This is a genomic window from Gordonia hirsuta DSM 44140 = NBRC 16056 (assembly GCF_000333015.1).
GTDB classification, from domain to species: Bacteria; Actinomycetota; Actinomycetes; order Mycobacteriales; family Mycobacteriaceae; genus Gordonia; species Gordonia hirsuta.
In genome coordinates, this window is the sequence record NZ_BANT01000022.1 from 53,925 (window position 1) to 73,163 (window position 19,239).

Annotated in this window: 15 protein-coding genes and 1 tRNA gene; 8 read left to right on the plus strand and 8 right to left on the minus strand. The window is 69.3% G+C overall.

The genetic code is table 11. From position 1 onward, the window contains the following. The first annotated feature begins 52 nt into the window (after positions 1-52). Positions 53-2,116, plus strand: a complete 2,064-nt coding sequence (locus GOHSU_RS08910; RefSeq protein ID WP_005940016.1) for an NADPH-dependent 2,4-dienoyl-CoA reductase — start codon at positions 53-55, stop codon at positions 2,114-2,116. A gap of 13 nt (positions 2,117-2,129) precedes the next feature. Here the strand turns inward: GOHSU_RS08910 and GOHSU_RS08915 are convergent, their stop codons facing one another. From GOHSU_RS08915 to GOHSU_RS08930, 4 genes are all read right to left on the minus strand, one after another. After that, positions 2,130-2,546, minus strand: coding sequence for a superantigen-like protein SSL4 (locus GOHSU_RS08915; RefSeq protein ID WP_005940019.1), 417 nt, complete (start codon positions 2,544-2,546; stop codon positions 2,130-2,132). A 329-nt stretch (positions 2,547-2,875) separates the two neighbouring features. Further along, a complete protein-coding gene (locus GOHSU_RS08920) occupies positions 2,876-3,334 on the minus strand; it encodes a hypothetical protein (RefSeq protein WP_005940022.1) in 459 nt (152 codons plus the stop codon). Between the two features lie 108 nt (positions 3,335-3,442). Beyond that, positions 3,443-5,890 (minus strand): LuxR C-terminal-related transcriptional regulator, encoded by a 2,448-nt coding sequence (locus GOHSU_RS08925; protein WP_155821081.1) that lies wholly within the window; start codon positions 5,888-5,890, stop codon positions 3,443-3,445. Positions 5,891-5,978: 88 nt separating this feature from the next. Then, positions 5,979-8,510 carry a helix-turn-helix transcriptional regulator gene (locus GOHSU_RS08930; RefSeq protein WP_005940028.1) on the minus strand — a complete coding sequence of 844 codons (2,532 nt, stop codon included), beginning with the start codon at positions 8,508-8,510 and terminating at the stop codon, positions 5,979-5,981. 84 nt (positions 8,511-8,594) lie between these two features. Here GOHSU_RS08930 and cmrA point away from each other — a divergent pair, with 84 nt between their 5' ends. The 3 genes from cmrA to GOHSU_RS08945 all read left to right on the plus strand — a co-directional run bounded on the left by cmrA (position 8,595) and on the right by GOHSU_RS08945 (position 10,180). After that, positions 8,595-9,407 carry a mycolate reductase gene (gene cmrA / locus GOHSU_RS08935; RefSeq protein ID WP_005940031.1) on the plus strand — a complete coding sequence of 271 codons (813 nt, stop codon included), beginning with the start codon at positions 8,595-8,597 and terminating at the stop codon, positions 9,405-9,407. A gap of 3 nt (positions 9,408-9,410) precedes the next feature. Further along, the gene (orn, locus tag GOHSU_RS08940) at positions 9,411-10,007 is read left to right on the plus strand and encodes an oligoribonuclease (RefSeq protein ID WP_024332893.1); all 597 of its coding nucleotides are present in this window, start codon (positions 9,411-9,413) and stop codon (positions 10,005-10,007) included. Positions 10,008-10,107: 100 nt separating this feature from the next. After that, positions 10,108-10,180: transfer RNA gene (locus GOHSU_RS08945), tRNA-His, on the plus strand. A gap of 99 nt (positions 10,181-10,279) precedes the next feature. Here GOHSU_RS08945 and GOHSU_RS08950 read toward each other — a convergent pair. Continuing rightward, the gene (locus GOHSU_RS08950) at positions 10,280-11,407 is read right to left on the minus strand and encodes a tellurite resistance/C4-dicarboxylate transporter family protein (RefSeq protein ID WP_005940037.1); all 1,128 of its coding nucleotides are present in this window, start codon (positions 11,405-11,407) and stop codon (positions 10,280-10,282) included. 53 nt (positions 11,408-11,460) lie between these two features. Then, complete coding sequence (locus tag GOHSU_RS08955; RefSeq protein WP_005940041.1) at positions 11,461-12,642, minus strand: arginase family protein; 1,182 nt, start codon at positions 12,640-12,642, stop codon at positions 11,461-11,463. Positions 12,643-12,745: 103 nt separating this feature from the next. Here GOHSU_RS08955 and GOHSU_RS08960 point away from each other — a divergent pair, with 103 nt between their 5' ends. Further along, positions 12,746-13,786 carry a YihY/virulence factor BrkB family protein gene (locus GOHSU_RS08960; protein ID WP_005940044.1) on the plus strand — a complete coding sequence of 347 codons (1,041 nt, stop codon included), beginning with the start codon at positions 12,746-12,748 and terminating at the stop codon, positions 13,784-13,786. Here GOHSU_RS08960 and GOHSU_RS08965 read toward each other — a convergent pair. Continuing rightward, positions 13,767-15,341 (minus strand): MFS transporter, encoded by a 1,575-nt coding sequence (locus tag GOHSU_RS08965; RefSeq protein ID WP_024332895.1) that lies wholly within the window; start codon positions 15,339-15,341, stop codon positions 13,767-13,769. The two genes, GOHSU_RS08960 and GOHSU_RS08965, sit on opposite strands and share 20 nt — an antisense overlap. A gap of 155 nt (positions 15,342-15,496) precedes the next feature. Between GOHSU_RS08965 and GOHSU_RS08970 the strand changes: the two genes are divergently transcribed. Next, positions 15,497-17,404, plus strand: a complete 1,908-nt coding sequence (locus GOHSU_RS08970) for a sigma factor-like helix-turn-helix DNA-binding protein (protein WP_005940052.1) — start codon at positions 15,497-15,499, stop codon at positions 17,402-17,404. 18 nt (positions 17,405-17,422) lie between these two features. Then, positions 17,423-18,175: a DUF6319 family protein gene (locus GOHSU_RS08975; RefSeq protein ID WP_005940056.1), complete on the plus strand. Its 753-nt coding sequence runs from the start codon at positions 17,423-17,425 to the stop codon at positions 18,173-18,175. Between the two features lie 18 nt (positions 18,176-18,193). On the opposite strand, the gene GOHSU_RS08980 is transcribed toward GOHSU_RS08975, so the two are convergent. Next, positions 18,194-18,700 carry a GNAT family N-acetyltransferase gene (locus GOHSU_RS08980; protein ID WP_005940059.1) on the minus strand — a complete coding sequence of 169 codons (507 nt, stop codon included), beginning with the start codon at positions 18,698-18,700 and terminating at the stop codon, positions 18,194-18,196. A gap of 54 nt (positions 18,701-18,754) precedes the next feature. Here GOHSU_RS08980 and GOHSU_RS08985 point away from each other — a divergent pair, with 54 nt between their 5' ends. After that, positions 18,755-19,153 (plus strand): hypothetical protein, encoded by a 399-nt coding sequence (locus GOHSU_RS08985; protein ID WP_005940062.1) that lies wholly within the window; start codon positions 18,755-18,757, stop codon positions 19,151-19,153. The last annotated feature ends 86 nt before the right edge of the window (positions 19,154-19,239 follow it).

A 19,239-nucleotide genomic window follows, 5' to 3' on the forward strand; every position in this document is an offset into this window, starting at 1 on the left:
ATCCCAGCCCACAGATCCATCCCAGCCCCAACCGATGAGAAAGTAGGTCGCCATGTCAGCCCCGGCGAGCGCACCCAACGCCCATTACCCCAAGCTCTTCGAGCCGCTGCAGATCGGCGGCATGACCCTGAACAACCGGATCGTGATGGGCTCCATGCACACCGGTCTGGAAGACCGGGTCTGGGACACCCCCAAGCTCGCGGCCTACTACGCCGAGCGGGCCCGCGGCGGCGTCGGCCTGATCATCACCGGCGGCTTCGGCACCTCGCGCACCGGACTGCTGCTGCCCTTCGCCGGCAAGATGACCAACCAGGCCGATGTGGTGCGTCACCGCGAGTTCACCAAGGCGGTGCACGCCGAGGGCGGCAAGATCGCACTGCAGCTGATCCATGCCGGCCGCTACGGTTACACCCCGCTGAAGGTGGCGCCGGGCAGTGAACCCTCGCCCATCCACCCGTTCAAGCACATGAGGATGACCGACCGGATGATCCGGCACGTGATCCGCAGCTTCGGTCAGGCGGCCAAACTCGCCCGGCGCGCCGGCTACGACGCCATCGAACTGATGGGCGGCGAGGGCTACCTGATCAACCAGTTCCTCTGCCCGCACACCAACGACCGCACCGACAAGTGGGGTGGTTCCACCGAGAACCGGCAGCGTTTCCTGGTCGAGATCATCAAGGAGGTCCGCAAGCAGGTCCCGCGTGACTTCCCGGTGATCCTGCGCCAGAGCGTGGCCGACTTCGTCAAGAACGGGCAGACCTTCGACGAGATCGCGCTGCTGGCCCAGAAGGCCGAAGAGCTCGGTGTGGACGCGATCAACACCGACATCGGCTGGCACGAGGCGCCGGTGCCCACCATCGTGACGTCGGTGCCGCGCGGCGCCTTCGTCAAGTTCACCGAGCGGCTGCGCGATGTGGTCGACATCCCGCTGATCGCCTCGAACCGCATCAACACCCCCGAATTCGCTGAGGAGATCCTCGAACGCGGCCGTGTCGATGCGGTGTCCATGGCCCGCCCGCTGCTGGCCGATCCGGACTTCGCCAACAAGGCGGCCGAGGGTCGCGCCGATGAGATCAACACCTGTATCGCCTGCAACCAGGCCTGCCTCGACCACGCCTTCGTCGGCAAGAAGGTCTCCTGTCTGCTGAACCCACGGGCCGGCCGGGAGACCGTGCTGACCCTGGGCCAGACCCGGACGGCCAAGCGCGTGGCAGTGATCGGCGCCGGTCCGGCAGGTCTGTCGGCAGCGGTCTCGGCCGCCCAGCGCGGTCACCGCGTCGACCTCTACGAAGCCGGCGACTCGATCGGCGGCCAGTTCTCCATCGCCGCACGGATCCCGGGTAAGGAAGAGTTCAACGAGACCATCCGCTACTACGACCGTCAGCTGGAGATCAACCACGTCACCGTGCATCTGGGCACGCGGGTGAGCGCCCAGGAGATCATCGACGGCGGCTTCGACCAGGTGATCGTCGCCACCGGTGTGGTCCCGCGCGTCCCGGAGATCGAGGGCATCGACCATCCGATGGTGATGAGCTACGCCGATGCGGTTCTCGGCCGGCGCGAGATCGGCAAGCGGGTGGCCGTGATGGGTGCCGGCGGCATCGGCTTCGACGTCACCGAATTCCTGACCACCGATGAGTCCCCCACCCTCAACCTCAAGGAATGGGAACAGGAATGGGGCGTCACCGAAGATCTGGACACCCCCGGCTTCCTGACCAAGCCGCGGCCCATTCCGGCGACCCGTCAGGTGTACATGGTGCAGCGCAAGACCGGCAGCCAGGGCAAGACGCTGGGTAAGACCACCGGCTGGGTCCACCGTGCCACGGTCAAGATGAAGGGGGTCGAGCAGATCTCCGGTGCGACCTACGACCGGATCGACGACGACGGTCTGCACATCACCGTGCACGACAAGGAGGGCAACGAGATCGGCAAACAGATCCTCGAAGTCGACAACGTGGTCGTGTGCGCCGGCCAGGAGTCGGTCCGCGATCTGATCGACCCGCTCACCGCGGCCGGAGTCACCACTCACGTGATCGGCGGCGCCGACCTGGCCTCCGAACTCGATGCCAAGCGAGCCATCCGTCAGGGCACCGAGGTGGCTGCCGGACTGCCCTGACCAGCCGGGGCCGTCAGTCGGTCTTGCAGGCGAAGCCGCCGGCGCCGTTGTCGACGACCACCCCTTCGACCCCGTTCTCGACGCAGCTGCTCCCGACCGCTCCTTGGCCGCCGGTGTTGTCGTTCGGGCTGTCCGGTGGGCCGAACTGTCGCGGTGCCTCCGGGCCCTGGCCGCCGGTGTTGTCGTTCGGGCTGTCCGGTGGGCCGAACTGTCGGGGTGCCTCCGGCTCCTGGCTGGGCGGCGTCACCTCGGCCGGCCGGTTCTGCTCCGGGCGCCCCTCGCCCTGTTCCGGTGCGGTCACCTCGGCGGAGGTCGAAACCGACGGGACGGCCGACGACGGCGCGGGCGTCGGGCTACCGGAGCTGCTGCACCCTCCGGTGAGCAGAGCCAGCGAGAGGATCCCGGCGGCGAGAACTGTCGATTTCTTCACAGCTTGACTCCTTACCGCCCGGCCAGCGATCCGAGCGCCGGAGTCGGCGAGCCGGACGGCTCAGACCCTACCCCCCGTGTGGCCCTCCGGCAGGGTCTTCGAACCGCGGCCGCCGCACCGGTCCACGTCCCGCGCGAGGAGCCGGCGCCGGCCAGAACGCAGCCGAAGCTGTGCCCCATCGTGCCGACGGCGCCGGCAAGCTCCCGTCGTCTGCACCGAAACCGATCAGGCGCCCACGGTGCCGTCAAACCTGCGGCGGGGAGCTTAATCGACCGGTTCCTTCGTGCCGTCCTCGCTACTGACCGAAACGCTGGCGTGCCGGTCGTGGATCACCTGTGGCAGAACTGCGGGCTGGTCGGGTAGGTGAAGGCACCGATCCAGCCGTACCCGGGCACCTTGATGTCGTTGTCCTGCCAGTAGGTCACCAGACAGCCTCCCCGTGCAACGATCTGCCTGGTCTCACTGAATTTCAGCGCGTTCTTGGCCGAATTCGCCATCGCCCCGTACGGGGCGATGCGCGAGTTGCCGACCAGTTGTACGGCGCCGTCATTGTTCATGATGGTCACCGATTGCCCGTGGGTGAACACCGTCATATGGCGCCAGACCACGTTGTTCAGCGGGCTGGGCTTCCCGTTGTGTGTCATCGGCGGCATTTTGACGTTGCTGTAGATGAACGGGAAGGGCTGGGGTTTCGGTGCCGCTTCGGCTTGCCCCACACCCAGTAATGCCCCGCCGATCATCGCTCCACAGGCTGCGATGGCGACCACGCTGCGCCGGAATGCTTTCATCAGACTGCTCCCCTGCTCGACGATTCCGGCATCGCCCGGAACCGGTTGATTGGACTACCCGACACCTCGCAGTGTCGCGCCGCCCGGCATTCCCCCACTAGCGCCGCACTACCTGGATCCGTGCTGAGGACTACTCATCTTTGTCCGCAGCCGGGCCAGCAGACCGGTCACGGTCGACGTGGTCAGACCGAGGATTTCGGCGATCTCACCGCCGGTGCAGCCCGCATCCCAGAGCGCGAACGTCTCGGCTTCCCGGGGGCTCAGCGTCTCCCACGGGCTCAGCGCGCTATGGCCCTTCGCGATCCGTGTCACCGGTGAAACGTAGTCGGTACACCGTTTGAGCACAGCTGCTAATCGAGCGGCATAGGTGCGATCAAGGGCGACGGCCTGCGCCCACGTATCGGCGGCAGCGGGCAGAAAGCCGAGCCGGCCGAAGTCGTCGGCGACCGTGGATAGCCCTGCAGCATCGTCGGCGAGTAGAGCTGCCGCGTGGGTTCGCTGGAGGTGCGGCAGTGTGCCTTCCGTCGCCAGGGCCACGGCGAGCAGTCGCTGGGCCGCGATCCGGTCTCCGAGCCGCACCGCCGCATGCAGAACCGCGGCCGCCTCGGCACGCTGGTCGGCGGCCAGGGACTCGTCGGCGACGGCGCGCAGGACGGCGACCGGCCGAGTGATCTCGCCGACGGAAATCTGTTCGAACGCTCTTGCGACCTGCAGGTTGGCGCCCGCCCAGCTGGCCACCGACGCCGTGGCACGTTCGGTGCGACGGCGGGCGGCTCGGGCTCCCGCCCGGTCCCCGGTCATCGCGTGCGCAATCGTCAAGTGCATCGCGGTGCCGCGGCCCAGGCCGGTGCGGTCACCGTCGCCGAGCGCAGCCAGCGCCGTCTCACACAAGCGGCGGGCAGCCGAGAAATCACCCCGGGCGCTGTGCACCTGAGCCAGGGTGGCGCAGGCGATCGCCTGCGGAATGTGTTGCAGGACCGAGACTTCCAGCAGCCGCTCGCCCTCGCGCTGGGCTGCGGGCAGATCCGCGGCGGACAGCAGCGCCTGGACCAGGGTGCGGCGGGCACCCGTGCCCACCAACGCGCCGCCGGACTCATCGGCACCCAGCGCCTGACGCACGATCTGCAGCGGGCGCGCCACCTCCCCGCTGCGCCGCAGCGATTCGGCTTCGACGAACTCGCCCAGCGCCGACCACAGCGGCACCTGTCGACCCAGTGCCTGTGCCGCACGCGCCCACTGCAGTGCCGGGTACGGCCGGCCTGCATTCACCGAAGCCAGCGCCCGAATCGCGGCGAAACCCGCGCGGGCGGCCGCACTGGTGATCCGGGGTTCGAACTTGTCCAGCACCCCGTGTGCCGCCGCGTGATCGCCCTGCCCGACGGTGTGCGTGATCGCCACGGTGATCGCGTAGCCGGCCAGATCGTCCTCGTCCAGCGAATCGGGCTCGATCTCGGCGAGGACCTGCAATGCCCGGCCTGCCTGCCCGCGGCCGGCCAGCGATCGCGACAACTGCAGATGCGCGCCCAATCCGGCGCCGGTATCGATCGCTCGTCGGGCCAGCTGCTCGGTCAAGATCAGATCGCCGAGGAGAAAGGCCGTCGCCGCTCCCTCGGTGAAGACCTGGGCCGGAGCGGCCAGCCCGTACTCTAGACAGAGCCGTGCCCGGTGCAGTGTCTCCACGGGCCGCTCACCGGTTGCGGCCAGAGCCTCGACCAGGTCGCCGACCAGTCTGCGGCGTTGCAGCGGGCCCAGCTCGCCGCGCCGGATCTGGGTGAACATGGCTTGACCGCACACCACCGCATCGGCCAGCGGCAGCACCAGATCCCCCGGGGCATCGCCGACACCATCGGCCAGTCCGAGATGGTCGACGACGGCGCGGGGCAACGGCGCACACAGGCTCAGCAGGTCGAGTATCCGTTCCTCGGATTCACTGGCGCCGGCCAGGCGCTCGGCGGCGACCTGTCGCAGGTCGTCGGAGATCTCGGTGTCGACCTCCAGTTCCCAGATCCCGGCCGATCCCGGTGCCAGGCTCTCCGAACGCAGAGCGCCTTCGACGTATTCGGTGAGGAAGAACGGGTTGCCTCCGGTCACCTGCTGCAGCCTCACGGCCGCCGCAACGGACAATTCACCGCCGATCCTGTCTTCCACCAGCTCGGTGACCGTCTCCAGATCCAGTGGCGGCACCACCACCTCGCGAACACCGGCCGCATCCAGCGCCTGCCGCAGCGCCGGGGGCAGCGGCCCGCCGGCGGTCACGATTCCGACCCCGGAGAACGAAGCGAACAGCCGTGCCACGATCGCCGCCGAAGCGGTATCCAGATGCTCGGCCGCCTCGACGATCACGAAAGCCCGCGCAGGCAGCCGCTCGCGCAGGGTGGTCCACACCGAGTCCACGTCGTCGCCGAAGCCGACCGGTATCGCCGCGGCCACCGCGCCCAACTGCGTTCCCCGCATGGCCGGGGCGCCGATGATCCAGAACGGGCGACGTCCCACCGATTCGGCGAAGTGCCGCGCCAGCCGGGTCTTTCCTATTCCCGCCGGTCCCGTGATCAGCACCGGCCGATGTTTCGCCCAGGCTTCGGCGACCGCGGACAAAGCGGTCTCATCAGCCCGATAGCCCCAGGTCACAGTGCACGTCTTTCGGTCATGACGCTCGTTCTCGCCAGTACCGTGCCAGGTCTTCCCGGCAGCGCAGACCGGTCTTCATTCCGGCGCGCAGCAGGTGCCCTTCGACGGTCCGCACCGACAGGTGCAGCCGGTCGGCGATCTCCCGGTTGCTCAGTCCCAAGGCGACCGATGCCACGACGTCCTGCTCCCGCCGCGTCAATTCCGGTACCACGACCCGACGCTGCGCCGGAGAGTGCAGTCCGCCCATCTGCGCCACCAGATCTCGGGCCCCGATCGCGTTGATCGCCGCCGCCCGCTCATCCTCGGTGCGCCGGTGGGCAGCGGCGGCCTGCGCATAGGCGTCGGCGGCCACCGGGAGCAATCCGAGCCTCTGGTACCGGGCTGCCACGGCGGCCAGGGCCGCACCGTCACCCGCATTCACCGCGGCACCGTAGTCCGCGATCAATCCGACCCGCTCGGTGTGTTCGGCTGTGCCCGCCGCACGGGCGAGTGCGTCGACCGCAGTACGGACTCGCGCGCCGTCGCCGGGTGGCAGGAACCGCAGGGCGGTCTCGAGTTGTTCCAGGGCCAGCACCGGGGCCGGACCCAGCAGTGCCGCGGCCGTGGCCAGCAGCGTGTCGATCGCGTCGGCGGCATCGTCGCCGGCTCCGGCCCAGGCCCGATCCAGACCGGCCGCGGCGACGGTCAGTGGCAGCGCCGTATCCTCGCCGTCCCAGGCGTGGGAACCTGCGCTGCCGGTCCCCGAGGCCATCGCCAGTGCGCGGCCGAGCAGATGTGTCGCCACCTGACGCCAGGGCACCGCTGCCAGGAACGGGATGCAGCTGCGTAACTCGGTGATGGCCTCGCCGAAGCTTCCGACCGCGAGGTGGGCCAGCGCGCACGCGAAATCGGCCGCCGCGTGCAACTCATCACTTCGCCATTGGATGCCGTCGCGGGCCCGTTCGGTCCGCTCGCAGGCACGCTCGCCGCCATCGACCATCAGATCCAGGTGGAGTTCGACCAGCAGCAGGTAGAAGACGAGGAGGCCGTCGTCGCGAGCCGCCGGTCTCGTCGCCTCCAGGATCGTGTTCGTCGCGGTGAAGCGGCCGGCAAGAAAGGCGGTGCCGGCGGCCAGCAACCCGAACCACGCACCGGAGCGGCGATCGGTCGCGAGGGATCGCCGCACGGCGCCGATCAGCCCACCCGGTTCACCGTCCCAGTACCGCAGAAAGGCCTGCGGTCCGCCGACCTGCCACTGCCGGGCCTGCGCGGTGAAATCGCCCAGACCCCGCCACAGCGGTGACCGATCGCCGCTCCAGGCGGCGACGAGCTGCTCGAAACCGTCGACATCGCCCAGATGCAGTTTCGCCCACGCCGCCAGTGCCGCACCCTCCGGATCGTTCGCGCAGTCCCCGCCGGCCAGTACGCTCACCGCCGCCGGATCCCCCAGCCGCAGCGCACTGCGCCCGGCATCCAGCGTGCAGGTGCGTCCGGCCGCCGGTGGAACAGACAGATCCAGCAGTCCGCGCAGTGTCGTCGTCTCATCACCGAGCGGCCGCGGCGACTCGGCGACCACGGCGTCACGTAACCGGCCGATCAGCTGCAGCCGGCGCAGACCCGGAAGCTGTGCGGTGATCACCTCGCCCAGTAGCGGCGCGCTGAGCCGGACCCGGGCGGCGGCCGCCGATGCGGGCTCGGACTCGATCACCCCGCACCGTTCGGCCTCCACCAACACCGAGAAGTCGTACAGGCGGCTCAGCGGGGCCAGCGGCAGCCAGCCGTCGGTGCGCTCGTCCAGGATCGGGACGGCCGCGGCCAACAGGTCCAGGACCTCGCGAACCTCGGTGGGCAGCGCGGCGACGATCGCGGCCACCTGCTCCCGGATCTGCAGCGGCAGCGTCGGGCGCCCGGCCAGCACGGCGACCCCCTGAACCGTTCGCCAGTCTCGGGCCCGGATCGAACTGTCGATCAGGGCAGTGAGCGCGGCCAGATCTCCGCCACACCAGCGGGTCAGCCGCTGAACATCACGGCCGGTCGGCGGTGCGCCGAGCTCGCCCTGCAGATAGTCGGTCAGTTCGCCGGTGTCGATCGGCCGCAGATCGAAGCGCGGCAGATGGCCGTCCTTCCACAACGCCCGGATCGCCTCCGGGATCTGCGCCGGATCCGGGCGCAACGGGTCGACGGTGCAGCTGAGCAGGATGGGTGCGGCCTCGTGGACCACCAGCGAGTGCACCAGGGCGGCCGCCTCGTCGTCGAGGCGATCGGCGTCGTCGACCATCATCGCCTCACCCGGCCGGCGGCTCACTGCCGTGGCCAGCGACCAGCGCAGCCGGCCCGGCGAGAGATCCCCGTCGGCCACGAGCGGCCCGAATACCAGCGCCGCACAGCCGCCCACACCGCTCAGGGTGATCGTCGGGTCATCGATGTGTTCGGCGATCGCACGCAGCACCGTGGTCTTACCGGAACCGGCTGCACCCACGACGACACCGCCGCGCGGCAGGTCTTCTCGGTCCAGTCCCGCGCGGGCCAGTGCTTGCCGGCCCGCAAGGCCGGTTCCCGGCACACCCACCCCTGGAGTATCTCCCGAGCTCGCGCAGTTCGCGGCGATCCGGCCCGATCACCGCCGTCGTGGGCCGCTCACTACGATGAAGCCATGGCACTACCCCACCCCACCCCCACTGCGCGCGCGGTCGTCACCGGCGCCTCCTCCGGCATCGGTATGGCCCTGGCGTGCGTACTCGCCGACCGCGGACATTCGCTGATCCTGGTCGCCCGCCGCGGCGAGATCCTCGACGAACTGGCCAAGGAGCTGGAACGACGCTGCGGCGTGACCGTCGAGGTCCGTGCGGTCGACCTGTCCAACGCCGAGGCCACCGCCCGGCTGTGCGACGAGCTCAAGGATCGGGAGATCTCGATCCTGTGCAACAACGCCGGTATCGCCACCTTCGGCCCGGTCGCCGAACTGGACCCCGGCTACGAGCAGGCCCAGGTCCTGCTCAACGTCAATGCCGTGCACGATCTGACGCTGGCGGTGCTGCCGCAGATGGTGGCGCGCCGCTCCGGCGGGATCCTGATGGTCGGTTCGGCCGCCGGCAACATGCCGATCCCCAACAACGCCACCTATGCCGCGACCAAGGCCTTCGTGAACACCTTCTCCGAATCGCTGCGCGGGGAGCTCGCCGGCACCGGCGTGCACGTGACCCTGCTGGCCCCGGGCCCGGTGCGCACCCAGACCCCGACCGCCGAGGAGGCCTCGATCGTCGACAAGATGGTCCCGGACTTCCTGTGGCATTCCAGTCAACGGGTCGCCGAGATGAGCCTGGATGCGCTGGGACGCAACAAGATGCGGATCGTGCCGGGCACGCTGTCCAAGGCGATGTCGGTGGCGGGCAACTACACCCCGCGCGCCATCGTCGCGCCGATCGTGGGCACCTTCTACGCCAAACTCGGCGAAGGCGAGGGCTGAGCCGTGGCGGATCGACTCGTCTGGATCGATTGCGAGATGACCGGGCTGGACACCGGCTCGGACAAACTCATCGAGATCGCGGCCCTGGTCACCGACAGCGACCTCAACATCCTGGGCGACGGCGTCGATGTGGTGATCCATGCCGACGACGACGCCCTGGCGACCATGCCGCCGGTGGTGGTGGACATGCACGCCGCCTCCGGGCTGACCGAGGAGGTACGCGCCTCCACCGTCACCGTTGCGCAGGCCGAGCAGATGGTGCTGGCGTATCTGCGGGAGCAGGTGCCCGGCGGCGGGGTTCCCCTGGCCGGCAACTCGATCGCCACCGACCGCGCCTTCATCGCCCGCGACATGCCCGAACTGGACAAGTTCCTGCACTACCGGATGGTCGATGTCAGCTCGATAAAGGAGCTGTGCCGGCGGTGGTTCCCGGCGATCTACTACGGCCAGCCCGAGAAAGGCCTGGCGCACCGCGCGCTGGCCGACATCCGCGAGTCGATCCGGGAACTGCGGTACTACCGGAAAGCGGCCTTCGTTCCCGAACCCGGACCGAACGAGATCCAACTGGCAGCGATCGTCAAAGACCTCGGACCTGCATAAATACCGGCGCTGTGAACTGATTGGAGTTTCTCTACCGAGACCGGCTAGAGTATGGACGTGACTCGCCGGGACGGTGGAAACCGGGCCGACGACGTCGATGGTGAGTGTAGTTCAGTTGGTAGAGCACCAGGTTGTGATCCTGGGGGTCGCGGGTTCGAGCCCCGTCACTCACCCCGAAGGGAACGGTCCCCGATCTGCAGACAAGCGGATCGGGGACCGTTTCTGCTTCCTGCTCCGGCCGCGTGCCCGGGCCGGGCACATACCGGGCGGGGTCACACGCGATCGGCGCGGCGCACCACGGTGCGCCAGATGTGCACCAGCATCGCCGCGAAGGTGACCGTCCAGGCCGCCAGCGCCAGCCAGCTCTCCCCCGTGCCGATCGCGTGCACGATGGGCAGCCGGTCCACTTCCCCGAGGAAGCGCGAGCCGACCCCGTACATGCCCAGCGGGAAGATGATGCTCCACAGCGTCGCCTCGTAGCGCAGCGGAACCCGGTTGTACAGGTGTTTCCAGCAGCCCGCAGCGATCAGCGGTGGGATCAGCCAGGTCCCGAACGCCCAGAAGAAGACGGCGGCACCGGCGATCAGACCGCGGGTGGCGTCGACCATCGGCGCATCGGCCATCATCACGATGCGGGCACCGGCGACCACGGTGATGGCGGTGGCGCCCATCGCCACCCAGTACGGCGGTGTCATGTCTTCGGGGGTGAACGGGTGCGCCAGCAGCCGGACCGCCAGGAGCGCCCCCACCGCGCAGTACAGGAACACGCCCACCGACCAGGAGAAGACCGCGAGCAGGGCAAGCGCCGATCTGCCGGTGTCGACCGCCGGTTCGAGCATCGCCGCCAGCACCGCCACCGACTGGCTGGCCACCGACCAGATGAACCAGGTCCCGTTGGCGATCCCCAGCGCGGGCGTGCCGGCCCGGCCTTTGACGGCCATCCACGGCACCGTGTAGCCCAGCACGATCCAGGCGGTCGCGCCGATGCCCAGCAGCAGCGCCGGGATCACCAGCATCCCCTCCAGGGTCAGTCGGCTGCCCAGGACACAGGTGGCGGCCACAAAGGTGAAGAACCCGAACGAACGCGACGGATCACCGAAATCGGCCCGCAACGCGGCCCGGAAACGCACGGCGCGCACCACAGTCAGCACGATCAGAACGAGATAGGCCAGCGTGGCGATCACCAGCAGCACGGCCGACAGCCGATGCCAGGCCGTCGTCTTCAGCCCGATGGAGATGATGCCGGTCGCCATCACCAGGGCGAAGTAGCCGGGGGTCAGCCCCTCGGCGGCCCGGCTCAGCCGAACGCCGAGCGTGGCCTCATCAGGGATGGACCGATCGCGCAGGGCCTCACCGGTCTGAGTCTCACCGGTCTGGGTCTCACCGACGGCTCCGGGCATGGTGCTCACTGTAGACCCGCGCCGGTAGGAGAAACGCCGCCTTCAGCCCCGCGTCACAACAGCGGCAGCCCGTCGAGCAGTCGCTGGGCCGCCAGTACGTTGCGCGGAATGAACTCGGCGATCGTCACCCCGACCACCTCGGCGGCGCCGGCGACGTCGTCGATCACCCGGCGCACCTGCGCGGTGCTCAGCCCGCCGCGCACCTGCCCCAGCCCCAGGACCGCCTCGTCGGCGTCGACCACATCCACGTCCAGGTGGATCGCGACCTTCCCGGCCCCGGTCGAGCGCAGCCAGTCCAGCAGCGGGGCCGTACTGGTTGCCAGCGCCTCCGGACCGAACGAGGCCAGCTGCCAGTCGGCGATGTTCGGGAAGTCGTCGTCGGTCCACTCGTGCAGTCCGGCCAGGGCCATCCGCTCGGCCGGCACGGTGGCCGGCAGCAGCTCGACCATCTCGGCGTCGCCGTGCCCGGTGAGCACCGCGGCGGCCATCGCATGAAATCCCGGGTACGCGCTGTCCGGGGTGCCCACATCCGGGTGCGCATCCAGCCACACCACGGCCAGGTCGTCGCCGTAGCGCTCGGCGAGCGCGGCGAACGGGGCGATACTGACCGAGCAGTCGCCGCCGATGGTCACGACCCGGTCGAAGTCGTTGCGGGCCAGCGCGTCGAGGGCGCCTTCGAGTGATTCGGCCAGCACCCCGCGCGACTCGATTCCCTCGGTCACCGGCTCGTCCTCGTCGTCGACGACGACGTGCGCCGTCGACCTGCCCCGGGACGGCAGGACCGCATCCAGGACCTGCGCACCGACGGCATAGCCGCGTCGTGCCCGCTCCAGCGCGACCTCGGGCAGCAGCTCGGCCACCGTCTCCTGACCGGCCCCCTGCCACTGCGGCCAGACCAGCCGCAGTGTGCGGTCCGCGGGCGGCGGGACCGGGTCGATCCGCCATTCCAGGGCGATCGCGGCGATCATCAGCGCCAGCCCCACATCGGCATCGGTCAGACCACCCGCATCGTGGGTGGTCAGCACGAACCGCACCGTCCCGTAGTGGATCTCCACATCCGGATGGTGTTCGGCCGCTTCTGCCGCCGCAGTCACCGCGTCGACGAACTGCACGCTGCGCACCATCGATCCGGTGCGGTAGCCGGCGGTGAGGGTGCCGTCGTCGACCCACCACCCGGCCGGTGCCTGCTCGGCGGCCTCGCGTCCGGTCAGGGGTCGATGGCTGTGTCCGCTCATGGTTCCAGGTTAGCCACGGTGCGGTCCGGCCGGCATCGCCTCCGGATACGATCCAGGTGGCGGTCGTCCCGCGGGCAGCCGCGGCCGAGTAGAAGGGACCACGGTGTCGTTCGCCTCCCGCATCGACGGTTTTCAGAACCGCTATCCGCGGGTCGGTTATCCCCTGGCCGTGATCTACAAGTACGCCGACGATCAGGGCGGCTACCTGGCCGCGCTGATCACCTACTACGCCTTCGTCTCCCTGTTTCCGTCGCTGCTGCTGTTCACCACGGTGCTCGGTTTCGTCCTGGAGAAGCAGCCCGGCTTGCGCGACCGCATCGTCGACTCGGCCCTGCAGCAGATTCCCGTGGTCGGCGACCAGCTGAACGACCCGGCCTCGCTGAGCGGTGGGGTCACCGCCGTCATCATCGGTCTGGTCGGCGCGCTCTACGGCGGCCTCGGCGTCTCGGTCGCCACCCAGAACGCCATGAACGCGGTCTGGGCGGTGCCGCGCAACTCCCGCCCCAACCCGATCCTGGTGCGGCTGCGCGGGATGGTCCTGCTCTTCACCGTCGGCCTGTCCATGGTCGCGCTGGTCGCGATCAGCATCACCGCCGCGGCCATCGACTTCCAGGGTGCGAGCAAGGCCTACACCGAGATCGGCCAGCTGGTGCTGGCGGTGGTGGTGTTCACCTTCGCTTTCCGGTTCGGCACCGTGCGCAAGCTGAGCATCGGCAATGTGCTGCCCGGAGCGCTGATCGCCGCGATCGGCTGGCTGCTGCTGCAACGATTCGGCGGGTTCTACGTCGAGCGCGTCATCACCCGGGCCAGCGCGGTCAACAGTGTCTTCGCCTCGGTGCTCGGTCTGATCGCGTTCCTCTACCTGGCCGCGGTGCTGCTGGTGGTCTGCCTGGAGATCAACGCCGTGCGCGTCGACAAGCTCTACCCGCGCTCGCTGCTCACCCCGTTCACCGACGACGTGGTCCTCACCGACGGCGATATCCGCACGTACACGCGACTGGCGAAGGCACAGCGCAACAAGGGTTTCCAGGTGATCGACGTCGTCTTCGACAAAGGCGATGCCGTCATCGACACGGAGGCTTCGGAGGCGCCGACCACCGAGATCACCCGGCCGGACGGAGGCCTCAGTCCACCGCCTCGGTGAACAGATGACGCTGATCGCGGCGCTGCGCCACGCGTGCGACCCGCAGGATGTTCTCGTGATCGAAGCCGGTCCAGCGCTGAGTGCGCTGACGCTGATACTCCGACCAGGACGGCATCACGAACTGTTCGATGTAGGTGTCGGACTCCTCGCCCGCGCGGTACAGCCGCCAGCCGCGGCCACCGGTGCGGCGGCGGGAGCGGGCCAGCAGCAGCATCGCGGCCAGGAACTCCTCACGGTCGGCCGGTTCGACGTGATAGGTCACCTCGATCTGCACCGGGCCGTCGGCCGGGTCCGGATCGAAGACCAGCGACGGCACCGGCCAGGTGACGAACAGCTCCCGATCCAGGTTCGCCGTCATCGGATGCAACGGCAGGAACAGTGGGGCGAACATCGACACCACCAGCAGACCGGCCGCGATCACCAGTGCCATGCGGGCGCCGACGGCCTGCCCGATCAGACCCCACACGAACGCCCCGATGCCCTGCAGCCCGCTGAACACCAGCAGATACATCGACATCCCCCGGGCCCGCACCCACTGCGGCAGCGTCAACTGCAGAGCCGCATTGAGGGTGGAGAGTTTGGCGGTCCACCCGAACCCGGCCAGCAGCAGCGGCACCACCGCCCAGGCGAACGGCAGGAACGCCGCCGCCAGCGCGCCGCCGGCGAACAGCAGCGCCGACAGGGCCAGCAGCGCATCGGAGGAGACCGAAGCCCGGAACGACGGCAACACCAGCATGCCGATCACCGCACCGACCCCGAGGACGCCCAGGACCAGACCGTATCCGGTGGAGTCGAAATGGAAATGCTGCGCGGCCACCACCGGCAGCAGCGCCCACAGCGCCGACGCCGGCACCGCGAACAACGCCGCCCGGGTCAGCAGCCGCTGCACGATCGGTGCGGCCGCCAGATACCGCAGCCCCACCCCCATCGACATGGCGATGTGTTCGCGTTCCACATCGACCGCGGTGGGCTTGCGACGCCAGCTGAGCAGTGCCGCCAGCACCGCCACGTACGACAGCGCATTGATTGCGAAGACGGTTCCGGCGCCGCCGAACACGAACAGCACACCGGCCAGCGCCGGTCCGACCGCCCGCGCGGTGTTCATCGCCACGCTGCCCAGCGAAGCCGCATCGGGAATCTGCTCGCGCGGCACCAGCTCGGGCTGAATCGCCTGGAAGGCCGGTGAACTGAGCGCCGCACCCGAGCCGAGCAGGAAGGTCAGGATCAGCAGGACCGCTGGCGTCAGCAGCCCGGTCCAGGCCAGGGCGGCCATCAGCCCGGCGATGAGCACCGCATAGGCGGTCATCACGATCAGCAGCCGTTTGGGGTTGAGGACGTCGGCGAGCACCCCGGCCAGCAGGGAGAACAGCAGCGTAGGCAGCAGACTGGCGGTCTGCACCAGCGAGATCATCGCGGTACCGGCGTCGGCGTCGACCAGGAACCACTGGGCGCCCACCGTCTGCATCCACAGTCCGATGTTCGAGACCGTCTGCGCGATGAACAGATTGCGGAACACCGTGCTACGCAGCGGCGCCAAACCCAGTTGCAGCGCCATCAGCACTCCCCGTCGACGATGTCCGCCATCGCCTCATCCTAGGAAAGCCCACCCCGCCGCGCGCTGCGGCCTCGATACCCGTGTCGCGGCGCCCATCGCGACACGGTCACTGCGGTATCCGTGGCCGTGCACGACCGATAGGGAACACTGTGAGCATGCGCACGGATTCCCCCGAAGCCGCGGACGCCTCCTTCGAGGACGAACCGGTGACCTGGTGTGACGTCGCCCCCTGGCTGACCGGCCACGGCACCGATCCGGAATTCTTCTGGATCGACGACGACCCGGCCGACGCCTCACCCGAGGTGCTGCGTGCGCACTGCGACCTGATCGCCGTCCTGATGCTCGAGGCGGTCCCCGAGGTCAGTATCGGCGAGTTGCTGCCGCTGCTTCCCGGCGACGTCGACCTGATCCCGGATCCGGCACTGCCCACCCGGGCGGCCAACTGGCTGCTGCAGTCCTCGATGTTCACCACCGACCGCATCCGGCCGGTCACCACCGCAGAGATCCTCAAGAGCCGCGGGATGGGTACCGGCTCGGTGATCGGTCTGCTGAGCCGGCTGGTGGAGCTGTCCACCGATCAGCTGGCCCGCGACACCGACCTGGGCCCGGATGTGGTCGACGAGCTGCTCGACGATCTGGAGATCATCGCCCGCTGGCGCCGGGCCACCGGCGGCGACGACGTCTCCCTGCTGGCCCCGGTTCCCGCCTATGCACCGGCGGCCGTGCACGAGGCGCGCCACCGGCTCGACACGCTGACCGCCGACACCCTGCCGGTCAGCGAGCAGGACGACCAGAGCGTGGCAGCCGATCTGACTGCACGCCTGAACGAACTGGGCGAACGCGACCGCGAGGTCTTCCTGGCCCGGCGACTGCAGGAACCGTACGCGCGGCTGGAAGCACTCGGCGAGCATTACGGCGTCTCCCGCGAACGCGTCCGCCAGTACGAAGCCCGTGCCCTGACCGATCTGGCCGAGTGGCTCGAGAACAGCCGGCCCGCACAGTTCCTGCTGACCTCGGCGGTGCGGATGATCGACGTCGTCCGCCCGATCGAGGTCCTCACCGCCGCGCTGCCGCCCCTGGCCGAGGAGGTCGGATCCGCCGAGCGCCCGTTGTGGCAGGTCCTGGTCGGGCTCGGGGTGCCTTTCGAGGTCGCCGACGGCTGGGCCGCAGCACCCACGCTCGACTCCGCCCGCGAGGCGAGCCGGACACTGGTCACCCGGCGCGCCGACGAGTTCGGGGTGCTCGCGGTGACCGACCTGGCAGCGGTGAACCAGCTCGCCCTCGACGGCGAAGGCCCCCGATGGCCGGCCCGATGGGCCGCCGACCTGGGGTACATCGTCTACCACGATCACATCCTGTCGGCGACGGCGAGCATGGAGGACTATGCCGCGGCGATTCTGTCGATCCACGGCGAACCCATGACTCCGGAGGATCTGGTCGGTCGCTTCCACGTCGACCGCTCGGAACGGTCGCTGGTCAATCAGATGGCCGGCGACGACCGTTTCCAGCGGGTCAGCCGTAGCCACTGGGGACTGCGCGCCTGGGGCGGCCGGACCTACGAATCCATCCGCGCGGCGATCGGCGATGTGCTGGACGAGCTCGGCGGCACCGTCGAGCTGGACGCGCTGATCGACCGGCTCTCGGCCCTGGACGTCAAACCGGCCAGTGTCACCGCCTACGCCGCCGCACCCCCCTACCGCACGCAGGCCGGTGTGGTGTCCCGGGCCGAGGGCGGCGCCGCTGCCCGCAAGACGCCCGAGCAGACGCGTAACCTGTTCCGTGTCGGCGATGCGTGGAAGCTGCGGGTCACCGTCAACCGGGAACATCTGCGCGGCAGCGGCGCTCCGTTGCCGGTCGGGCTGGCGGCGGCCCTGGAACTGGAATACGGCGACTCCCGCCGCCTGGACTCCGACCACGGGGACCAGGCATTGTCTTGGACGGCACTGCAGCCGACCCTGGGCAGTACGCGCCGCTTCTTCTCCGCCCTGGGGATCGACGAAGGCGCCGACGTCTACTTCGTCTTCACCGATGACGGCCGCTTCGCCGTCGAACCGATCGACTGATCAAGGAGCCCTCGCCTCATGCCACCGCGCCGACGCACCTCCCCGGCCGAGTCCCTGACCGGCGACGATCTGACGGTGCTGGCCGCCGCGGTCGCCGAAGGCCGACGCGCCACCGTCTATCTGCGCGAGGGCACCCCCAGTCTGGGGCTGCCACCGGGAAGCTCCGCGCGGGTCATCGCCGTGGACGGGGACACCGTGGTGGTCCGGCCGCGCGGGATCGACGACGAACTGCCCTACGAGGCCGACGAGTTGCGACGGACCAAGAACCCTCCGCCCGCACCGGAGGCGGCCGTCCGGAAGACGCCGGCGAAAAAGATGCCGGCCAAAAAGACCGCGGTGAAGAAGACGGCGGCGAAGAAGACGGCGGCCACTGCCGCAGCCACGACTCCCGCAGCCACGGCGACCACGTCTTCGGCGACCACTTCTTCGGTACCACCGCAGAAAACGGCCCCCAAAGCCACGGCGAGGACTGCGGCGAAGCCGGCACCGCGCGGTGCCGGCAAATCAGTCACCGTCACCCTGTACGGCTCCCCAGACAATCAGTGGTCGGTGGCGGTGACCCGCGGCGCGCGGAAACCACAGCGTTCCCGCCCGGTCTCCCCCGAGTCGGTCGATGCCGCCGTCGCCGAACTCGGCGACGTGCAGACGGTCGAGGCGGTCACCAGCCTGCTGCAGGCCGCGCGGGCCCAGGCTCAGGCGCGCGTCGCCGAACTCAGTCGCGAACTCGATGCGGCCAAGGCGGCCCTGGCCGCCCTGCAGCAGCCCGACTGACCGCCGCGCCGCACGCCGTCAGTCCGCCAGATAGTCGCGCTGATAGATCGCCATCCGGGTGACGTCCTGGTAGGCACCGTCGGCGAAGTACTCCTGGCGCAGCACCCCTTCGGAGACGAAGCCGGCCTTCTGGTAGACGTGGATCGCCGCCGCGTTGAGGTTGTCCACCAGCAGGTACACCTTGTGCAGGTTGAGTGTGCGGAACGCGTAGTCCAGCGCCGACCTCGTCGCGGCCCCGGCGTAGCCGTTGCCCTGCGCCTCGGGTGCGACGATGATCTGGAACTCGCAGTTGCGGTGCCGCAGGTCGATATCCACCAGCTCCACCAGCCCGCAGCGCCTCCCGGCGTCGTCGATCACGAAGCGCCGCTCGCTCTCGTCGTGGATCCGCTGGTTGTACCGGTCCTCCATCGCCGCCAGCGAATACGTCGGCTCGACGAACCAGTAGCGCGTCACCTCGGGATCGTTGAACAGCGCGTGCAGAAAGGGCAGATCGGCGCGTTCGAGGGTGCGCAGCGTCGCAGACATGTATCCAGCGTATCGGGGCCCGGTCTCCGCCCTCCGGCACTAGGGTCGGGAATCATGAGCGTCGTCGTGCGGGTCCTGGTCTACTCCGACAACGCCGATACCCGCGGTCAGGTGCTGGTGGCACTGGGCACGCGGCTGCGCCCGGATCTGCCGGAACTCGAGTTCGTCCAGGCCGCCACGGCCGCCGCGGCGATCGCCGAAATCGAAACCGGCCGGATCGACCTGGCCGTGCTCGACGGCGAGGCCGCACCCGTCGGCGGCATGGGCCTGGCCAAGCAGCTGCGCGACGAAGTGAACCCGTGCCCGCCGCTGGTGGTGCTGATCGCCCGCGAGGCCGACCGCTGGCTGGCGGACTGGTCGCGCGCACAGGCCGCGGTGCGCCTGCCCGTCGATCCGATCGAACTCGGCCGGGTGGTGACGGACCTGCTGCGCGGGCTCGCCACACCGCAATAGCGGCAAGATTGCGCACACGGCGCCACACGGCACTAGGGTGAGAGTCAGGTCACATCTGTGACTGTGGTCACCATCCGAATGTTGTT

Coding starts and splice junctions, on each gene's coding strand:
- GOHSU_RS08910 (WP_005940016.1), top strand. CDS start 53: ATGTCAGCCCCGGCGAGCGCACCCAACGCCCATTACCCCAAGCTCTTC.
- GOHSU_RS08920 (WP_005940022.1), bottom strand. CDS start 3,334: ATGAAAGCATTCCGGCGCAGCGTGGTCGCCATCGCAGCCTGTGGAGCG.
- cmrA (WP_005940031.1), top strand. CDS start 8,595: ATGGCACTACCCCACCCCACCCCCACTGCGCGCGCGGTCGTCACCGGC.
- GOHSU_RS08950 (WP_005940037.1), bottom strand. CDS start 11,407: ATGCCCGGAGCCGTCGGTGAGACCCAGACCGGTGAGACTCAGACCGGT.
- GOHSU_RS08955 (WP_005940041.1), bottom strand. CDS start 12,642: ATGAGCGGACACAGCCATCGACCCCTGACCGGACGCGAGGCCGCCGAG.
- GOHSU_RS08965 (WP_024332895.1), bottom strand. CDS start 15,341: ATGGCGCTGCAACTGGGTTTGGCGCCGCTGCGTAGCACGGTGTTCCGC.
- GOHSU_RS08970 (WP_005940052.1), top strand. CDS start 15,497: ATGCGCACGGATTCCCCCGAAGCCGCGGACGCCTCCTTCGAGGACGAA.
- GOHSU_RS08975 (WP_005940056.1), top strand. CDS start 17,423: ATGCCACCGCGCCGACGCACCTCCCCGGCCGAGTCCCTGACCGGCGAC.
- GOHSU_RS08980 (WP_005940059.1), bottom strand. CDS start 18,700: ATGTCTGCGACGCTGCGCACCCTCGAACGCGCCGATCTGCCCTTTCTG.
- GOHSU_RS08985 (WP_005940062.1), top strand. CDS start 18,755: ATGAGCGTCGTCGTGCGGGTCCTGGTCTACTCCGACAACGCCGATACC.